This is a genomic window from Cupriavidus sp. P-10, assembly GCF_003402535.2.
Lineage (GTDB): Bacteria > Pseudomonadota > Gammaproteobacteria > Burkholderiales > Burkholderiaceae > Cupriavidus.
In genome coordinates, this window is record NZ_AP025171.1 from 1768688 (window position 1) to 1786682 (window position 17995).

Below are 17995 nucleotides of genomic sequence, written 5' to 3' on the forward strand. Positions count from 1 at the left end.
TCCCGGCGCGGTGCCTGGCTAGCGCCGCGGCGCGCTGGCTGCCGGTGGCGGCTTCAGCAGCGGAAACGGGTTGATCGCGCCGCCGGCGGCATAGATGCCGTAGTGCAGGTGCGGCGGCGTGCCGCGGGCATTGCCGGTGGTGCCGACATAGCCCAGCACCGTGCCCGGCGCAACGATATCGCCCGCGCGTATCGCCGCGTAGTCGTCGAGGTGGGCGTAGTAGTGCATCTGCCGGCCCGGTCCCATCACCCAGACCACCTTGCCGCCGAGCGAATTGGTGCCCACCCGCGAGACGATGCCTTCCGTGGCCGACAGCACCGGTCGGCCGCGTGGCGCGAAGATGTCGATACCTTCATGCTTGCGGCCGCCAGAGCGCGCGCCGTGCCAGGTATCGCGCAGCGCGCGCGCCGCGACGCCCTGCACCGGGACCGGCAGCGCCGCCGGCGCCGGGCGGGTGGCGAGGCGGGCCGCGTAGATGGCGCGTTCCAGCTGGGGCTGCAGCCATGGCCATGCGGCCCAAAGGATGGCGGCCACCACCGCCGCTGCGGCCAGGCGCGCCAGCAAGGGCCGGCGGCGGGGGGCATCGCCGGCCCCTTCTGGCGAAGAGGACGGGTCAGGAGCCGGGCCGCGATGGGGATCGAATTGAGGCATATCCGCTTCGACGGCAACGCGGCAGACAAATTCCGCACGCCGCCGGGTGTCGCCCCCGTCACTACGCAGGCAACAACCCGCGCTTCCGCGAACCAATTGCGTGGCGGGCCGGTCATACCTCGACTTATCGAAAGCAACTAGGAGAAGGCATGGATTGTCCGGTGTGCCCGCAGACGCAACTGGTGATGTCCGAACGTCAGGGCATCGAGATCGACTACTGCCCGAAGTGCCGCGGCGTATGGCTGGACCGCGGCGAACTCGACAAGATCCTGGAGCGCTCCGTCGCCGCGGCGCCCGCGCCGCAGGCCGTGGCGCCCGCCGCGACGCCCCAGCAAGGCTACGGCGACCGGGACCGCGGCCATGATCGTGACCGCGCTCGTGACCATGACCGGGACCGCTATTACGACGATCGCCAGCAGAAGCACTATCGCAAGAAGAGCATCTGGCACGAGTTGTTCGACTGAACGCCGCAGCGCGAAATCGCGTGCCATCGAGCGGAGTAATCCGGCGGTCCTGCTAACCCTTGCGCCGGCGGCGCGCTACCTCCGCCGCCGCGTCGCGCAGTTCCGGCGGCAATGCGCGGAGTTCCGCCGCGAAGAACGCCCGCTCGGCGGCGCGCAGCGCCGGAAACTGCGCCGCCAGCCGCTCCACCGCCGCGCAGGCTTTTGCCGTGGCGCCTTGTCCGTGCGTCAGGTACCAGGCCGATTCCAGCAACAGGTTGGCCAGTTGCAAGGGCCCCAGGCTGACATGGCCCGCGTCGTGGTCCTCCAGCGCAAAGGCGGCCACTGCCGACCAGCGCACGAAACCCTTGGCCGGCGCGAACGGCGCATGGAAGGGGCGCAACGCGTCGATGGCATCGGCCACGGATAGCGGGCGCTGGCGCCGAAAGGCGGCCACGCTGGCCGCTCCCTTGACCTCGCCGGCCCCTGCACCGCCGGGTGCATCCGGCCCACAGCTGCCGCGCGCGATGCGCAGCAGGAATATCGCGTTCCACGCGGTGCCGCCGCCCACCCCGAAGCGGTCGCAGATCCATTCCGACAGCCCCAGCCAGCGCATCGCCTGCCGTTGCACTGCGCCGGCATCGAGCGCGCGTCCGGGATCGACCAGGCCATGGCGCCAGAACAGCCACAGGCACAGGCCGATATTGGCCGAAGCATGCTGTACGGCATCGACCGAATCGGCTTCGTAGCCCGCCTGCAAGGCTGCCGCGAAAGCATCGAGGGCATGCTGCGCCGACAGCGCCGGCGCCACGTTGCCCGCGGCGGCCTTGCCCATCGCACCGGCCTTGTACAGCAAACCCTCCAGGTTCAGCACCTCGAAGCGCAGGCGCGGGTTGTAGCGTATCGCCGGGGATAGCTCCGGATCCGCGCGCAGCGCGGCCAGCCCGGCGCCTGCGCCCTCGTGGTCGCCGCGCGTATAGCGGGCCCAGGCGCGCACCACGTGCGCCATCGCCGCGAAGGTGGGCATGGCGGCGCCGGGACTGCCGGCCCGCGCCAGCCGGTCAAAGCGAGCCAGCGCGGCGCGGCTCTGCCCGAGGCTGCCGCAGCGGCGCCACGCCAGGCTTTCCTTGAGCAACGACAGCGCCTGCTGGAACGGGTCGCCGGCACTGCGTTGCGCCGCGCGGAATGCCTCGGCCACGGCGGTGCCGTGCGCGCCGGCATAGCCGTCCTGCGCGCTGCGCATGGCCTGCGTCAGCTCGCTCCAGAAAGCCATGTCGCGCATCACGTAGGCCGCGCCGTCCGGCATGCCAGGCGCCGGCGCCGCCGCCTCGCCAAAGCCTAGTTGCCGGGCCAGCGCCGCCGGTCCCAGCGTGCGGCCGTGCGCGACGAAGCGCAGCCGCCCGGCCTGCGCCGCCGTCATCCAGAACGGCCCCCGGCTGCGCTGCGCGGGGTTGGCTGTCGCCGGATCGCGTTGCCGGTCCGCGCCCCAGCCCACCGCCACGCCCCATCGCGCGAAGTCCGCGAAGGCGCGCGAGACCAGCATGCGAAGGTTGGCGGCAGCGGGGAAGGCGCTGCGCACGGCCGCTACTTTCACGTCGAGGCCGCTGCGCTGCGCATGCCAGGCGCGCGCCAGCAGCCAGACCGACTGAAAGCGGGCTGGACCGCCATTGACGCGGTACGGTGCGCAGACGTCGATGCAAAGCTGGGCGGCGGGCATGGCGGAAGCAGTGGCAGGCTGGATCGGGTCGAAGGGGGGTGCAGCGCCGCCATGTTACGCAAGTTACAGCGTGCGCGGTTGGCGTGCTCAGGGCGCTCTCCTATGCTGCGCACCACGGTCCGGGCCCGGATTGCCAACAGAAGATTTCCATCTCACCCCAACACGCTACTGCCATGCCTATCCGAATCGCCCGTTTGCTGTCCCCGCTGGCCGTGGGATTCGCCCTGCTTGCCGCCACGCTGCCCGCTGCCGCGCGCCAAGACGCGACGCTCGACGCCGCCGCGCTGTTCCGCCAGGCCGGCACCACCGGCACCATCGTCATCCATGACCTGCGCCGCGATCGTGTGCTGACCTACAACGCAGCGCGCGCCGCCACGCAATACTCACCCGCTTCCACCTTCAAGATCATGAACTCGCTGATCGGCCTGGACAGCGGCGCCGTCGCCGACACCGGCCACGACAAGCTGCCTTGGGACGGCAAGGTCTGGCTGGTCGGCGGCAAGGCCATCCTGCCCGAAGCCTGCAATGCAGACGTGCCACTGAGCGTGGCCTTCCCCAATTCGTGCGTGCCCGCCTATCAGGCGCTGGCGCGGCGGGTCGGCAGCGCGGCGTACCAGCGCTACCTGAGCGCCTCGCACTATGGCAATGCCGACAGCTCGGGGCCGGTCGACCGCTTCTGGCTCAATGGCAGGCTGCAGATCTCCGCCTACCAGCAAATCGATTTCCTCAAGGGCCTGGTGCAACGCACGCTGCCGTTCTCGCCGGCCGCGTTCGATGGCGTGGACCGGCTGACAGTGATCGAACGCACGACGGGCTATACGCTGCACGGCAAGACCGGCTGGGCCGATTCGACGCAGCCGGCCGTGGGCTGGCTGGTCGGATGGGTGGAGCGCGGCGGCGACAACTACCTGTTCGCGCTCAATCTCGACATGCTGAAGCCCGAGCACGCCAAGGCGCGGATGGAGATCGCACGCGCGGCGCTGCGGCAGGTCGGGGCACTGCCGGATTGAACGGCTCTCGCGCCAAGAGGCACCGGCGGCGGCTAGGGTCTTCGAACTACGGCACCGTCCCGCCGAGCTGCCGCAATAGCGTCTTCACGATTTCGTCGTGCAGATCCAGCGCGGCAGCGAGCGTCGGCGCGCCGTAGCTTTGATTGTCGTGCTCGCCCATGCCGGTCACGCGGGTCACGAACAGCGGTGCGTCGCCTGACGCCTGCGCCAGTCCCCGAAAACGCGTGGTGACCACGCCGCCGCTGTCCTGCAACAGCGTGCGGCGGAATATAGGGTCGTTCTCGGCCATCCAGCGCTCCCACGCCTCGCGCCCCGCCACCGCCACCGGGCGGTTCTTCAGGTCCAGGACGTAGTAGCGGCTCCAGCGGCCGGGTTCTGCGCGGGCCTTCATCGTCTTGCTCCCTCCGGTTGTCCGGTTTCTACGCTAGCCAGCTGACGGGCGGCGCGCAAGCAAAGTGCGCTATTAGCAACCCATAAGTCATGCGGCGCATCGGCCGTGCGGGTTTTCCCGTGGTTGAGTTCTGCCCTCGACTAATCTTTAATTCAACATGAATTAATTAATACCGGAGCCGGCGCCCATGTGCGTCGGCCAGAGGACGGAGACAACATGACCGCATCCAAGGCAGGCCGTGGCGTGAATTCCGCCAGCCTGCGCCTGTACAACGAACGCGCGCTGCTGTTGGCGTTGCGCCGGGCCGGAGAGGCGTCGAAGGCCGATCTAGCGCGGATGGCGCAGCTGACCAACACCGCCGTCGGCAGCATCGTGCAAACCCTCGCCGACGAAGGGCTGGTCGAGCAGGCCGGGCGCCGCACCGAAGGCCAGCGCGGCCAGCCCGCCAGCCTGATCCGGCTCAAGGCCAAGGGCGCCTTCGGCATCGGCGTGCGGCTCGACCGCGGCAGCATCGAGACCGTGATGGTGGACTTTGCCGGCGAACTGCTCGCCAGCCATGCCCACCAACTGGTCCTGCCCCACCCCGAGCAGGCACTGGAACTGGTGCGTCGCGATATCGAGGCGATGCGCGCCCAGCTCAGCCCGGACGAGCAGAAGCGGCTGCTGGGAATCGGCGTGGCGCAGCCCTATAACCTCGGGGCGTGGCTGCGCGAGCTGGATGTGCAGGGCCAGGACTTCCAGGCGAGCTTCCGCGCCTGGGACGAAGCCGACTTCGCTGCGATGCTCAACAGCGTCACCGGCCTGCCGGTGTTCAGCGAGAACGACGGCACCGCCGCCGCCGTGGCCGAGATGTTCTACGGGCGCCACCATGCGCAGCATTTCCTCTATGTGTTCCTGGGCCCGGCCATCGGCGGCGGCGTGGTGCTCAATGGCGACTGCGTGCGCGGCGTGTCGGGGAATGCCGGCGATATCGCCATGATGCCGGTGCCGCCCAGCACCCTGCCCTCCGCGCCCGCCCCCGGCGGCAAGCGGCGCGACCTGCTGCTGTCGCGCGCGTCGCTCAATGCGCTGACGCGCCACCTGCGCTATCACGGCGTGGCGGTCAACGGCCATGCCGACCTGCAGCGACAGGCCGAGCTGGGCCATCCGGCGGTGGCGGAATGGATCGACGACTGCGTCGACGCGCTGGCGCCCGCCCTGCAATCAGCGCTGGCGGTGCTCGACGTGCCGCTGGTGATCTTCGACGCCGACATCGACGGCGGGCTGGTGTCGACCCTGATCGGCCGGCTGCAGCAGGCGCTGGCCGACAGCGCGCCCGAAGCGCGCGCGCCCGCCACCGTGGTGCGCGGCTGCTTCGGCGCCAACGCTGGCGCGGTCGGCGCCGCGTCGCTGCCGATGTTCATGAACTTCTCGCCGCGCGCCGAACTGCTCAAGGGCGCCTCGGCCATCGTCCCGGAGGCCAGCCATGCCATGGTCTGAAGCATCGCGCACCCTGCCCCTGCCGCAGCGCCCGCTTGACGCCGCCGCCGCTGGCGCTGGCGCGCCGCTGCTGGCGCTGCGCAATATTTCCAAGACCTTTCCCGGTGTGAAGGCGCTCAGCAACGTGCAGCTGACCGTCTACGCGGGGGAAGTCCATGCGCTGATGGGCGAGAACGGCGCCGGCAAATCGACGCTGATGAAGATCCTGTCGGGCGCCTACACCGCCGACCCTGGCGCCGAGTGCCACATCGCCGGAGAGCCGGTCGCCTTCGGCGGCCCCGCCGCGGCGCGCGAGCACGGCATCGCCGTGATCTACCAGGAACTGAGCCTGGCGCCGAACCTGAGCGTGGCCGAGAACATCTACCTGGGCCGGCATCTGCACCGCCGCGGCATGGTCGACCGGGCCGCCATGGCCAGCGCGTGCGAAGCCACGCTGGCGCGGCTCGGGGCGGATTTCACGCCGGCCACGCCGGTGCACACGCTGTCGATCGCGCAGCGCCAGCTGGTCGAGATCGCACGCGCGGTGCACTTCGAGACGCGCATCCTGGTAATGGATGAACCCACCACGCCGCTGTCCACCCGCGAGACCGACCGGTTGTTCGCGCTGATCCGCCAGCTGCGCGCCGAAGGCATGGCGATCATCTACATCAGCCATCGCATGGCCGAGATCGACGAGCTGGCCGACCGCGTCACGGTGCTGCGCGACGGCTGCTTCGTCGGCACGCTGGAACGCGACGACCTGACCCGGGCCGCACTGGTCAAGATGATGGTGGGCCGCGACCTGTCCGGCTTCTACACCAAGACCCATGGCGAGACACGCCGGGGCGAGATCATGCTGTCGGTGCGCAACATGTCCGATGGCCGGCGCGTGCGGCCATGCAGCTTCGACCTGCGCGCCGGCGAAGTGCTGGGGCTGGCCGGGCTGGTCGGCGCCGGCCGTACCGAGCTGGCGCGGCTGGTCTTCGGCGCCGATGCGCGCACCGATGGTGCCGTGTTCGTCGCTGGCACGCCGCTGGCGATTGCCAGCCCGCGGCAAGCGATAGACGCCGGCATCGCCTACCTGACCGAGGACCGCAAGCTGCAGGGCCTGTTCCTGGACCAGAGCGTGCACGAGAACATCAACCTGATCGTGGCGGCCCGCGACGCGCTGCGCGGCGGCCGGCTCAATCGCGCCAGCGCGCGGCAGCGCACCACGCAGGCGATCCGCTCGCTCGGCATCCGCGTGGCGCATGCGCAGGTCAACGTGGGCGCCCTGTCCGGCGGCAACCAGCAGAAGGTAATGCTGTCGCGGCTGCTGGAGACGCGGCCGCGCGTGCTGATCCTGGATGAGCCAACGCGCGGCGTGGATATCGGCGCCAAGGCGGAGATCTATCGGCTGGTGGACGAGCTGGCCCGCTCGGGCGTAGCCGTGCTGCTGATTTCCAGCGAACTGCCCGAGGTGGTCGGCCTGTGCGACCGCGTGCTGGTGATGCGCGAAGGCGAACTGGTCGGGGAAGTGGCCGGCTGTGCCGATGCGGCTGGCATGCAGGAACGGATCATTGGGCTGGCGACAGGCGCGGGTGGGGACATTCAACACACCACACTGCATTGACGAGGCCCGCGGTTGCTCCCCTCTCCCGCAAGCGGGAGAGGGGAGCAACCAATCGGTTCAGCAGTCGTTAATTGCAAGACATATACGCACATAAGCACTTCGGCCCCCGCAGGCACGACGTTCCGACAAGGAGACACCATGCGCAACCCCTTCCATCCCACCGCCCACGCCACTGCAGCCGTCGCCCCATCCACCGGCCCGGCCCTGCCGGGCGCCGCCGGCCGCGCCACTACGCAGGAGCGCCTGCGCGCGCTCGGCATGCTGCCGGTGCTGGTGCTGCTCTGCTTCGGCTTCACGCTGCTGACCGACAACTTCGCCAGCCTGCAGAACCTGTCGATCATCGCGCAGCAGGCGTCGATCAACCTGGTGCTGGCCGCGGGCATGACCTTTGTCATCCTGACCGGCGGCATCGACCTTTCGGTGGGATCGATCCTGTCGGTGTCCGCGGTAGTGGCGATGCTGGTTTCGCTGGTGCCGCAGCTGGCGGCGCTGAGCGTGCCCGCGGCGCTGCTGTGCGGGCTGCTGTTCGGGCTGGTCAACGGCGCGCTGATCGCCTTCATGAAACTGCCGCCGTTCATCGTGACGCTCGGCAGCCTGACCGCGGTGCGCGGCCTGGCCCGGCTGGTGGGCCATGACAGCACCGTCTACAACCCCGACATCTCCTTTGCCTTCATCGGCAACGGCGACCTGCTGGGCGTGCCCTGGCTGGTCGTGATCGCGGCAGCAGTGGTGGCGGTGTCGTGGCTGGTGCTGCGCCGCACGGTGCTGGGCCTGCAGATCTATGCCGTTGGCGGCAACGCCGAGGCGGCCCGGCTGTCGGGCATCAAGGTGTGGGTGGTGCTGCTCTTCGTCTATGCCGTGTCCGGCCTGCTGTCGGGGCTGGGTGGCGTCATGTCGGCATCGCGGCTGTACGCGGCCAACGGCCTGCAGCTTGGCCAGTCCTATGAGCTGGACGCGATTGCCGCGGTGATCCTGGGTGGCACCAGCTTCGTCGGCGGGGTCGGCTCGATCACCGGCACGCTGGTCGGAGCACTGATCATCGCGGTGCTGTCCAACGGACTGATCCTGCTGGGCGTGTCGGATATCTGGCAATACATCATCAAGGGGCTGGTGATCATCGGCGCGGTGGCGCTGGACCGCTACCGCCAGAAAGGCTCGGCGCGGACCTGACTAACGCCCCTGCACAACGCCCTGACAGGAGACAGATCGTGATCAAGCCTTTCCTCTGCGCACTGGCAGTGGGCGCCCTGGCCGCGCTCAGCGCGCCGCCGGCCGCCGCGCAGGCGCCGTCGCAGCCTGCCGCACAAACCCCGCCGCGCCAGCTCAAGAAGGTCGGCGTAACGCTGGGCTCGCTCGGCAACCCGTATTTCGTCGCGCTGGCGCGAGGTGCCGAAGCCGCGGCACGGCAGGTCAATCCCGACGTCAAGGTCACCGTGCTGTCGGCGGACTATGACCTGAACAAGCAGTTCACCCATATCGACAGCTTTATCGTCGCCAAAGTCGACCTGATCCTGATCAACGCGGCGGATGCGAGGGCGATCGAGCCCGCAGTGCGCAAGGCGCGCAAGGCCGGCATCGTGGTGGTGGCGGTCGATGTGGCGGCCGCCGGTGCCGATGCCACGGTGCAGACCGACAACACCCAGGCCGGCGAGCTGGCGTGCGGCTTTATCGCCGAGCGGCTCAAGGGGCGCGGCAACGTGATCATCCAGAACGGGCCGCCGGTGTCGGCGGTGCTCGATCGCGTGAAGGGCTGCAAGGCCGTGCTGGCGCGGCACCCCGACATCCGCATCCTGTCGGACGACCAGGACGCCAAGGGCTCGCGCGAGGGCGGCCTGAACGTGATGCAGCTGTACCTGACGCGCTTTCCCAAGGTCGACGCGGTCTTCACCATCAACGACCCGCAGGCCGTGGGCGCCGACCTGGCCGCGCGCCAGCTCAACCGCCGCGGCATCCTGATCGCTTCGGTCGATGGCGCACCCGATATCGAGGCCGCGCTCAAGGCCGATACGCTGGTGCAGGCGTCGGCCAGCCAGGACCCGTGGGCCATCGCGCGCACCGCGGTGCAGCTGGGCGTCGGCATGATGAACGGCCAACGTCCCGCCGCGCCGACGGTGATGCTGCCATCGACACTGGTGACGCGCGCCAATGTCGGCCAGTACAAGGGCTGGGCCGCGCCGCGCTGAGCGGCATGGCCTGCCATCTTTTCAAATCGCCTTGCCTAACACACCGTTTCTTCCTGACATGATGGACAGCCTTTCCACCGCGGCCCCGGCCGCGGCCCACGCGCCCGAATTCGACTTCGTCCTGTTCGGCGCCACCGGCGACCTGGCGCGGCGCAAGCTGCTGCCGGCGCTGTTCGATGCGCACGCCGCCGGCGCGTTGCACCCGCGCGGGCGCATCCTGGCGCTGGGCAGCCAGCCGCTGTCGCACGACGCCTATGTGGCCATGCTGAACGACGAGGTGCTGCCGGCGCTGGCCGGCAACGTTGCGGCCTGGCAAGGTTTCCTGGAGCGCATCGTGTACCTGCAGGTCGATGCAAACGCCGATGCCGGCTTCGATGCGCTCGCCGAACTGGTCAACGCCCGCGCGGCGCCGGTGGTGGTGTGCTACCTGGCAACGGCACCTCACCTCTTCGCCACCATCTGCGCCCAGCTGGCGCGCGTGGGGCTGGCCGGCGAGCGCAGCCGGGTGGTACTGGAGAAGCCGCTCGGCCATGACCTGGCGTCGTCCGAAGCCATCAATGCCGAAGTGGCGCGGCATTTCGCCGAGGACCGCATCTATCGCATCGACCATTACCTGGGCAAGGAGTCGGTGCAGAACCTGATGGCGATGCGTTTCGGCAACGTGCTGTTCGAGCCCCTGTGGCGGCGCGAATGGGTGCGCCAGGTGCAGATCAGCATTGCCGAAGAGCTGGGCGTGGAGCGGCGCGGCGGCTTCTACGACGGCATCGGCGCGCTGCGCGACATGGTGCAGAACCACCTGCTGCAGCTGCTTTGCATGGTGGCGATGGAGCCGCCCACCAGCCTGTCGGAAGACGCCATCCGCGACGAGAAGCTCAAGATCCTGAAGGCGCTGCGCCCGATCCGCACCGAGGACGTGGCCGAGAAAGTGGTACGCGGGCAGTATTGCCGCGGCGCCGCCGGCGGCAATCCGGTGCCGGGCTACGCCAGCGAGCCGGGTATCGCCCCGGACAGCCGCACCGAGACCTTTGTCGCGATCCGCGCCGAGATCGCCAACTGGCGCTGGGCCGGTGTGCCGTTCTACCTGCGTACCGGCAAGCGCATGCAATCGCGCGTGGCCGAGATCGTGATCCATTTCCACGACGTACCGTACCCGCTGTTCCCGCATCCGCTGGGCACCATGGCCGGCAACCGTCTGGTGATCACGCTGCAGCCGGAAGAGAGCATCCGCCTCTATTTCCTGACCAAGCAGCCGGGCGACACGCAGGCGCTGCTGCCCGCCTCGCTCGACCTGCAGCTGACCAGCGCGGCCCCGCGCGTGCGGCGCGTGGGTGCGTATGAGCGGCTGCTGCTCGACGTGATCCGCGGCCGGCTGGGGCTGTTCGTTCGCCGCGACGAGCAGGTGCAGGCGTGGCGCTGGGTCGCGCCGATCCTGCAGGCGTGGGAGAACACTACCGCGCCGCCCAAGCCATATACCGCCGGCACCTGGGGGCCGGCGGCCTCCAGCGCCCTGCTGTCTCGCGACGGCCAGGCCTGGCACGAGGAAATGTAGGAGCCATCGACATGCACACCACCCTCCCCGCCTGGCAAGCGCTGCGCGCCCATGCCGAGACCCTGCGCCATACCCATATGCGCGGCTGGTTCGACGGCCCGCATGGCCTTGTGCGCGCCGAGCGCCTCACCGCCGAGGCCTGCGGCCTGACGCTCGACTTCGCCAAGAACCGCATCACCGGCGAGACCCTGCAACTGCTGCTCGACCTGGCAGGCCAGGCACGCGTGGCAGAACGGCGCGATGCCATGTTCGCCGGCGAGCCGGTCAACACCACCGAGCGCCGCGCCGCGCTGCATATCGCGTTGCGCGCTTACCCGGAAGACGGCTACCGTGCGCTCGGCGTGCCGGTCGGCGAGGACGTTGCCGCGGTGCTGGCGCAAATGGAACGATTTGCCGATGCCGTGCGCAGCGGCGCCTGGACTGGCTTTGACGGCCGCGCGATCACCGATGTGGTCAACATCGGCATCGGCGGCTCGGACCTGGGACCGCGCATGGTCTGCCGTGCGCTGGCGAGCGCCGGAATGGCCGACCACGCCGGGCCGCGCATGCATTTCGTCGCCAACGTCGACGGCAGCGACCTGGCGCGCACGCTGGCGCCGCTGGACGCCGCGACGACGCTGGTGATCGTCTGCTCCAAGACCTTCACCACGCTGGAAACGATGGCCAATGCCGGCACCGCGCGCGACTGGTTCGTGCAGCAGGGTGCGTCTCGCGCGGACCTGGCGCGCCATTTCGTGGCGGTCTCGACCAACCGCGAGGCGGTGGCCGCGTTCGGCATCGACCCGGCCAACATGTTCCCGTTCTGGGACTGGGTAGGGGGACGCTTTTCGCTGTGGTCGGCGGTGGGACTGTCGATCGCCGTGGCGGTGGGCTTCACGCGCTTCCGCGAACTGCTCGACGGCGCGCGCGCGATGGACCTGCATTTCGCCAGCGCGCCGCCGGCGCAGAACCTGCCAATGCTGCTGGGACTGCTCGATGTCTGGTATCGCAGCTTCCTCGGCGCCGGCAGCCGCTGTGTTGCCCCTTACTGCGAACCGCTGGAGCTGTTGCCTGCCTTCCTGCAGCAACTGGAGATGGAAAGCAATGGCAAGTCGGTGCGGCTCGATGGCGGCAGCATCCAGGCAGGCTCAGCCCCCGTGGTGTGGGGCACGACCGGCACCAACGGCCAGCACGCGTATTTCCAGATGATGCACCAGGGCTCGCAGCTGGTTCCGGTAGACTTCATCGCCACGCTGGAGCCGGTCAGCGACCTGCCGGGGCACCATGCCAAGCTGCTGGCCAATTGCTTCGCGCAGGGCGAGGCGCTGCTGCGCGGGCGCACCGCTGACGAAGTGCGCGCCGAAGGCGTCAGCGATGAAGCGCTGGTGCCGCACCTGGTGTTCGAAGGCAACCGGCCCAGCAATACGCTGCTGCTGCAGCGGCTGGATCCGTGGCACCTCGGTGCGCTGCTGGCATTGGCCGAGCATCGCACCTTCGTGCAGGGCGCGCTGTGGCAGATCAACTCCTTTGACCAGTGGGGCGTTGAACTGGGCAAGAAGCTGGCCGCACCGATCCAGCGCGAGCTGGAAGGCACGGCGGCCGCGACCCGGCACGACGCCTCCACCGCCGCACTGATCCGCCGCGCGCAGGCCGCCCTGGCCCCGCAAGGCGCCGAGGCCTGAGTTTTCCGCCGGAGACAACCGATGTCCACGCCTACCTCCCTGCCCCGCTATGTCGTCTTTGGCGAGGCACTCACCGACATGGTGCGCCAGCCCGACGGCAGCTGGCTTGGCCTGCCCGGCGGCTCGTGCTGGAACGTGGCGCGCACCGGCGCGCGGCTGGGCATTGCCACCGCATTCGCCGGCAGCGTCAGCCAGGACCTGTTTGGCGACGACCTTGCCCACGCCAGCGCCGCGGCCGGGTTGGACACGCGCTTCCTGCAGCGCGTGCCGCGCTCTCCCTTCCTGGCCTTCGTCGCCTCGCGCCATCCGCCGCAGTATTTCTTTGTCGGCGACGACAGCGCCGACCTGCACTTCGATCCCGCCGCGCTGCCTGGGGGCTGGCGCCAGGCCGCTGAGGTCGTGCATTTCGGCTCGATCAGCCTGGTGCGCCAGCCGCTGGCCGCGCGGCTGTGCGAAGAAGCCACGCAGGCTGCGCAAGCCGGCAAGCGCATCGCCTTCGATCCCAATTTCCGCGACCTGATGCGTACGCCGCACTACGGCGCGGTGCTGGCGCATATGCTGCGACTGGCGAGCTACGTAAAGATCTCCGACGAGGACCTGGCAGGCCTCTTTCCCACCCTCGACACTTCTGCCGCCTTCGCGCAGGTACGCGCCATGGCGCCCGACGCCACCGTGATGCTGACGCGCGGCGCCGAGGGCATGACGCTGTTCAAAGGCAGTGCCACGGTCGAACAGCCGGCGCTGCGCGTCGAAGTCGCCGACACGGTCGGCTGCGGTGACGCCGCGATGGGCGGGTGGATGGCAGGCGTGCTGTCGGGCGCCGCACACGACCTGGCGGCGCAGGCGCGGCTTGCCGCTGCGGCGGCGGCGGTGGCGGCGACGAGGGCCGGGGCATATCCGCCGTCGCGGGAAGAAGTCGAGGGATTGCTGAACGCTAAGGCAAAAACGCCGGCGACAACAACCGCAATCCGATCGTAAAAAACCGCTCGCCAGTCCCACCGCCGAACACATTGCCATAGGTGGTATCGACCTGCACCCGGTCCCGCACGACCCAGAAGCGCAGCCCCGCCTGGAACGAGGGCTTGCCGCGGTTCTCGCCAAAGGTCTCGGCGACGACGGCCACACGCGGATGTACCTGGGTTTCGGTGCCTACACCCCATGTCATGCGCGTCTGTCCCGCTTCGGTGTCACGATTGGCACCGACGTTGAGGTGCGCCAGGAAGCGATCGTCGGCAAACGAGAACGACACCGGCACGTTGACATAGACGTTGCCGAACAGCTTGCGCTGTTCCGCGGTGGGATGGTGAATCAGGCCAGCCGTCAAGGCAACGCCATAGCCGCCGGTTTCCAGCGGCCTGAGCAGCGTCTTCCCCTGGAACTGCACGTTGGTGAAATCCGTGCCGCCGTCCACGCGCTGCAGCGACCCGCCCAGGCTCAGTTCCAGGTTCCCGGTAGGGTTGCAGCCCGGCAGCGCCCAGAACTCATTGCCGGCGGATTGAAACTGCATCCACGATTCAAGCTGGCAGGACTTCGGATCGACGATGCGGGCATCGTCGGTGATCAGCGGCCGCGCGGCGATCGCGGCCCGGCTGGTGACCGCGGCCAGCAAGGCCAGCGCGGCGAGACGAACAAAGACATGGTGCCATGCCATGGCAGCCCTCCTGAACACATGCGGGAACACGGCCGGCGACGATACACGGCGGTCGTGACAGGATTTCGATGAGCAGGAAAGGGACGCCGGCGGCACCGCAGCAGCGTGCGCGAGTGCCGGATTGACGTGAATGAAGCCTTGCCGGTGGCAAGGACGCTGCAGGCCGCGTCAGCGCGCGCCTGCAGCCACAAGACTGCAGTTGCTCAGCGCGCCACGGCGGCCCGGGGCGATCCCCTTCCGCGAGAATAACTGGGACAACTGTCCACGGATAGCTCCGTTTATCAGAACGGGGCGCAGTGTAATGCCTGCGCCGGAAGCGGGTCAACCCGCGCGCGGCGGGTCTTGCATCGGATCAGGAACCGGCCTTGTAGTTGGTTTCCTTGACGATTCGGGCCCAGCGGGCCGTATCTTCGGCGATGGTGGTGGCGAACTGCTCCGGCGTGCTGCCGACCGCCTCGTAGTCGATCGCCGCCAGTTTTTCCTTGATTTCCGGCAGCGCGACGATGCGCGTCACCTCCTGGTTCAACCGGGCGACAATCTCCCTGGGCGTGCCGGCAGGCGCCAGCAAGCCCGCCCATGAGTTGAACGCCATGCCGTCGAAGCCCGCCTCCTGCATGGTCGGCACCTGCGGCAGCGTCGGTGAACGCCTGGAAGCAAACACCGCCAGCGGACGCAGCTTGCCGGCCTTGATCATCGCCATCGAATTGAACGGATCGATGGTCATGTCGACCTCGCCCGACGCCACGGCCTGCATCTGCGGCCCGGTGCCCTTGTACGAAGCGCTGACGACATCAGGAATTCCCGCGTTCGCCTTGAAGCTCGCCCCGATCAGCTCGATCATGCTGCTGCCGACTGACATGCTCAGCGGCCTGGTCTTGGACTTGGCCAGCGCCACGAATTCCTGCACGGTCCTGGCCGGCACGGATGGGTGGACCACCATGACGAAGCCGATATTGCTGATCAGCGAAATCGGCGCAAAACTCTTCAGCGGCTCATAACCGGCCTTGTACAGCAGCGGGCTTAGCGTTTGCGCCCCGGCACTGTTGAGCAGCAGCGTATAGCCGTCCGGCGCGGCGCGCGCCACGATGTCGGTGCCGATGATGCCGTTGGCGCCGGGCCGGTTTTCCACCACTACCGACTGCTTCAGCGCCTCGCCCAGCTTCTGCGAGATCAGCCGCGCCACCACGTCGGTAGCGCCGCCGGGAGAGAACGGCACCACCACGCGGATCGGCTTGCTGGGATAGGTGTCGCTCCAGGCCAGCGTGGGCAGGGTGCCCAGCACGGCGGCGCACAGCATCAGGCGGCGACGCAGGTTGACGGTCATCGGGCAGTCTCCGGTTAGCGGGCCGCCGGCACATCGCCAGGGCCCGTCATTATTCATGGTTATGAATTGGATTTTATGCCCATAAATTTCATCGTCAACTGAGGGTATGTACGGACGACGTTAGCCGCCGCGCGGCACTACTCCGGCCGCTGCTGCCGCTTGAATTCCCGCGGCGTCATTCCGAACCGTGCGCGGAAATCACGCGAGAAATGGGCCCCGTCGGAAAACCCGCAATCGAGCGCGATCTGCGTGATATTGCTGTGGTCGTTCTGCAGCAGCCAGCTACCGTATTCGAGCCGCAGCGAACGCTGGAAGCTCATCGGCGACATCGCCAGCGCCTCGTGGAACGCGCGTTCGAGCTGGCGCCGCCCCAGCCCCACATAGCGCGCGATGGCATCAAGCGAAGGCGGGTTGTCGATGCGCTGCTCGATAAAGTGGGCCGCCTGGCGTACGCGCGCATCCTGGATATGGGTCAGGTCGGCATAGAAATGCGCCTGCGGCAGCTTGGCCGGCCGCATCCCCTGCAACATCATGTGGCGCACCGCCTGCTGCGCCTTCTCCCTTCCGCAATGGCGCGCAACGAGATACAGCCCCAGGTCAATGGCCGCGGTCGACCCGGCACAGGTAATCAGGTCGCCTTCGTCAACGAACAGGTGATCGACCACCGCCCGCGCCTGCGGAAAGCGCGCGCGGAACGCATCCAGCACGTTCCAGTGCACGCAGACCGTGCGCGAGCCAATGATGTCGGCCTGTGCCAGCGCAAAGGTGCCGGTGCAGATGCCGAGCATGCGCACGCCGCTGGCGGCCGTCTGCCGCAGCCAGTCGCGCAGTGCCGGCGGCATGTAGGTGTTGGGGTAATCGTTGCCGCCGCAGACGGCGATGTAGTCGAAACCGCTCGGATCCTCGGGCAGCGCACCGGCCACCTCGATGGCAAAGCCCGCGCTCGACGTGCGCGGCAGGCCGTCCATGCTCATCACACGCCATGCGGTGTGGATCTGGCGGCTGCGGCCGCCGTGGTCGGCGGATAAGCGCAGCACATCCACGAGGCCGGCGAAGGCCGCGAGCGTGAACTGGTTGAGCAGCACGAAACCGACGCTGAGTTCGGGTTTACCCGTGCCGACTGGGGTGGATTCCGGAGGTGCCGTCAGCATGACGCAATTATTCAATTTTTTGTCGAGGCCTTGCAAGAGACGGCATGCCCGCTGCACGCACAATGCCGTCACAGGAACAGACAACAGATTCCACCTCAAGGGGAGCAGCAAATGGGACTGGAGACACGCACCATCCTCGGCGCCGCGGTACTGGCCGCCACCTTCACCAGCTTTACCACCGGCGCGCATGCGCAAAGCGGCAAGCTGACCGTCGCCATGTATGGCGGCAACTGGGGCGACGCCTTCCGCAGCTGCGTCGCCGAACCGTTCACCAAGGCCACCGGCATCGCCGTCACGCCCGAGATCGGCACGTCCACCACGACGCTGGCGAAGCTGCAGCAGCAGAAGGCCGCGCCCACCATCGACGTTGCCTGGATGGACGGCGGCATCAGCGAACTGGCCCTGCACGCAGGCGTGGTCGACCACCTCGATGGCGCCGCCATCCCCAACCTGAAGAACGTCATCGGCAAGGCCGTGTACCGCCAGGGCTCGACCAGCTATGCGGTCGGCACCGGCTACTACTCGCTGGGCCTGACCTACAGCACGCGCGAGATCAAGCAGCCGCCGAGCAGCTGGAAGGACCTGTGGAAGAAGGAATATGCCGGCGCGGTGGCAGTGCCCTCGCCCGCCAATTCCTCCGGCGTGCCGTTCGTGGTGTTCATGGCGCGCGTCTGGGGCACCGATGCCGCCAACCTGGCGCCGGTGTTCCAGAAGCTTGCGGCGCTCGACACCGCGCTGTTCTTCGACAGTTCGGGCGCAGCCACCAATGCCTTTCAGAGCGGCGAGGCGGTGATCGGCGCGCACTTCAACGTCGGCGCCTGGGACCTGATCGACAAGGGCGCGCCGATTGGCTTCGTCGTGCCCAAGGAAGGCGCGTGGGCCACCGATGCGCGCCTGCACCTGGTGAAGGGTGCGCGCAACAAGGCAGCCGCCGAGAAGTTCATCAACACCGCGCTGACGCCCGAAGCCGCCACTTGCCTGGCTACCCGCCTGTACCTCGGGCCCGCCGTGCAGGGCGTGCAGGTGCCGAAGGATGTCGCACGCAAGCTGCCGTGGGGCGCCAACGGCTCGGTGGACAGCCTGACCCTGTTCGACTGGAGCGCGATCAACGCCCGGCGCACCGAGATCACCGACGCGTGGAACCGCCAGGTTGCCCGCAAGCGCTGAACGCTGGCACGGAACGCCAAAAAACGCAGG

The 17995-nt window shown here is 68.5% G+C and carries 16 protein-coding genes; 10 read left to right on the top strand and 6 right to left on the bottom strand.

The features are described from left to right. Positions 1–18: 18 nt before the first annotated feature. Entirely contained in the window at positions 19–651 is a 633-nt protein-coding gene (locus CTP10_RS24980; RefSeq protein ID WP_116321401.1) for a M23 family metallopeptidase, read from the bottom strand. Between the two features lie 149 nt (positions 652–800). Here CTP10_RS24980 and CTP10_RS24985 point away from each other — a divergent pair, with 149 nt between their 5' ends. Beyond that, on the top strand, positions 801–1115 hold the full coding sequence (locus CTP10_RS24985) for a TFIIB-type zinc ribbon-containing protein (RefSeq protein ID WP_116321402.1): 315 nt from the start codon (positions 801–803) through the stop codon (positions 1113–1115). Between the two features lie 52 nt (positions 1116–1167). Here CTP10_RS24985 and CTP10_RS24990 read toward each other — a convergent pair whose 3' ends face one another. Further along, positions 1168–2808: a hypothetical protein gene (locus CTP10_RS24990; protein ID WP_116321403.1), complete on the bottom strand. Its 1641-nt coding sequence runs from the start codon at positions 2806–2808 to the stop codon at positions 1168–1170. Positions 2809–2981: 173 nt separating this feature from the next. Here CTP10_RS24990 and blaOXA point away from each other — a divergent pair, with 173 nt between their 5' ends. Further along, complete coding sequence (blaOXA, locus tag CTP10_RS24995; protein ID WP_116321404.1) at positions 2982–3818, top strand: OXA-1206 family carbapenem-hydrolyzing class D beta-lactamase; 837 nt, start codon at positions 2982–2984, stop codon at positions 3816–3818. Positions 3819–3864: 46 nt separating this feature from the next. Here blaOXA and CTP10_RS25000 read toward each other — a convergent pair whose 3' ends face one another. Continuing rightward, entirely contained in the window at positions 3865–4209 is a 345-nt protein-coding gene (locus CTP10_RS25000) for a hypothetical protein (RefSeq protein WP_116321405.1), read from the bottom strand. Positions 4210–4425: 216 nt separating this feature from the next. On the opposite strand from CTP10_RS25000, the gene CTP10_RS25005 reads away from it, so the two are divergent. From CTP10_RS25005 to CTP10_RS25035, 7 genes are all read left to right on the top strand, one after another. Next, a complete protein-coding gene (locus tag CTP10_RS25005; protein ID WP_116321406.1) occupies positions 4426–5688 on the top strand; it encodes an ROK family protein in 1263 nt (420 codons plus the stop codon). Beyond that, a complete protein-coding gene (locus CTP10_RS25010) occupies positions 5675–7279 on the top strand; it encodes a sugar ABC transporter ATP-binding protein (protein ID WP_233528228.1) in 1605 nt (534 codons plus the stop codon). The genes CTP10_RS25005 and CTP10_RS25010 overlap by 14 nt, the downstream gene beginning before the upstream one ends. 138 nt (positions 7280–7417) lie before the next feature. Then, complete coding sequence (locus CTP10_RS25015; protein ID WP_116321407.1) at positions 7418–8449, top strand: ABC transporter permease subunit; 1032 nt, start codon at positions 7418–7420, stop codon at positions 8447–8449. A gap of 38 nt (positions 8450–8487) precedes the next feature. Continuing rightward, on the top strand, positions 8488–9462 hold the full coding sequence (locus tag CTP10_RS25020; RefSeq protein WP_116321408.1) for an ABC transporter substrate-binding protein: 975 nt from the start codon (positions 8488–8490) through the stop codon (positions 9460–9462). A gap of 61 nt (positions 9463–9523) precedes the next feature. Beyond that, entirely contained in the window at positions 9524–11011 is a 1488-nt protein-coding gene (gene zwf, locus CTP10_RS25025; protein ID WP_116321494.1) for a glucose-6-phosphate dehydrogenase, read from the top strand. An 11-nt stretch (positions 11012–11022) separates the two neighbouring features. Next, positions 11023–12672 carry a glucose-6-phosphate isomerase gene (pgi, locus tag CTP10_RS25030; protein WP_116321409.1) on the top strand — a complete coding sequence of 550 codons (1650 nt, stop codon included), beginning with the start codon at positions 11023–11025 and terminating at the stop codon, positions 12670–12672. Positions 12673–12693: 21 nt separating this feature from the next. Next, positions 12694–13650: a carbohydrate kinase family protein gene (locus CTP10_RS25035; protein WP_116321410.1), complete on the top strand. Its 957-nt coding sequence runs from the start codon at positions 12694–12696 to the stop codon at positions 13648–13650. On the opposite strand, the gene CTP10_RS25040 is transcribed toward CTP10_RS25035, so the two are convergent. The 3 genes from CTP10_RS25040 to CTP10_RS25050 form a co-directional block, all read right to left on the bottom strand. Then, positions 13607–14323: a hypothetical protein gene (locus CTP10_RS25040; protein WP_116321411.1), complete on the bottom strand. Its 717-nt coding sequence runs from the start codon at positions 14321–14323 to the stop codon at positions 13607–13609. The genes CTP10_RS25035 and CTP10_RS25040 overlap by 44 nt on opposite strands. A 352-nt stretch (positions 14324–14675) precedes the next feature. Then, the gene (locus tag CTP10_RS25045; protein ID WP_116321412.1) at positions 14676–15647 is read right to left on the bottom strand and encodes a Bug family tripartite tricarboxylate transporter substrate binding protein; all 972 of its coding nucleotides are present in this window, start codon (positions 15645–15647) and stop codon (positions 14676–14678) included. Between the two features lie 137 nt (positions 15648–15784). Then, positions 15785–16798, bottom strand: coding sequence for a GlxA family transcriptional regulator (locus CTP10_RS25050; protein ID WP_116321413.1), 1014 nt, complete (start codon positions 16796–16798; stop codon positions 15785–15787). A gap of 111 nt (positions 16799–16909) precedes the next feature. Between CTP10_RS25050 and CTP10_RS25055 the strand changes: the two genes are divergently transcribed. Beyond that, the gene (locus CTP10_RS25055; protein ID WP_116321414.1) at positions 16910–17965 is read left to right on the top strand and encodes an ABC transporter substrate-binding protein; all 1056 of its coding nucleotides are present in this window, start codon (positions 16910–16912) and stop codon (positions 17963–17965) included. The last annotated feature ends 30 nt before the right edge of the window (positions 17966–17995 follow it).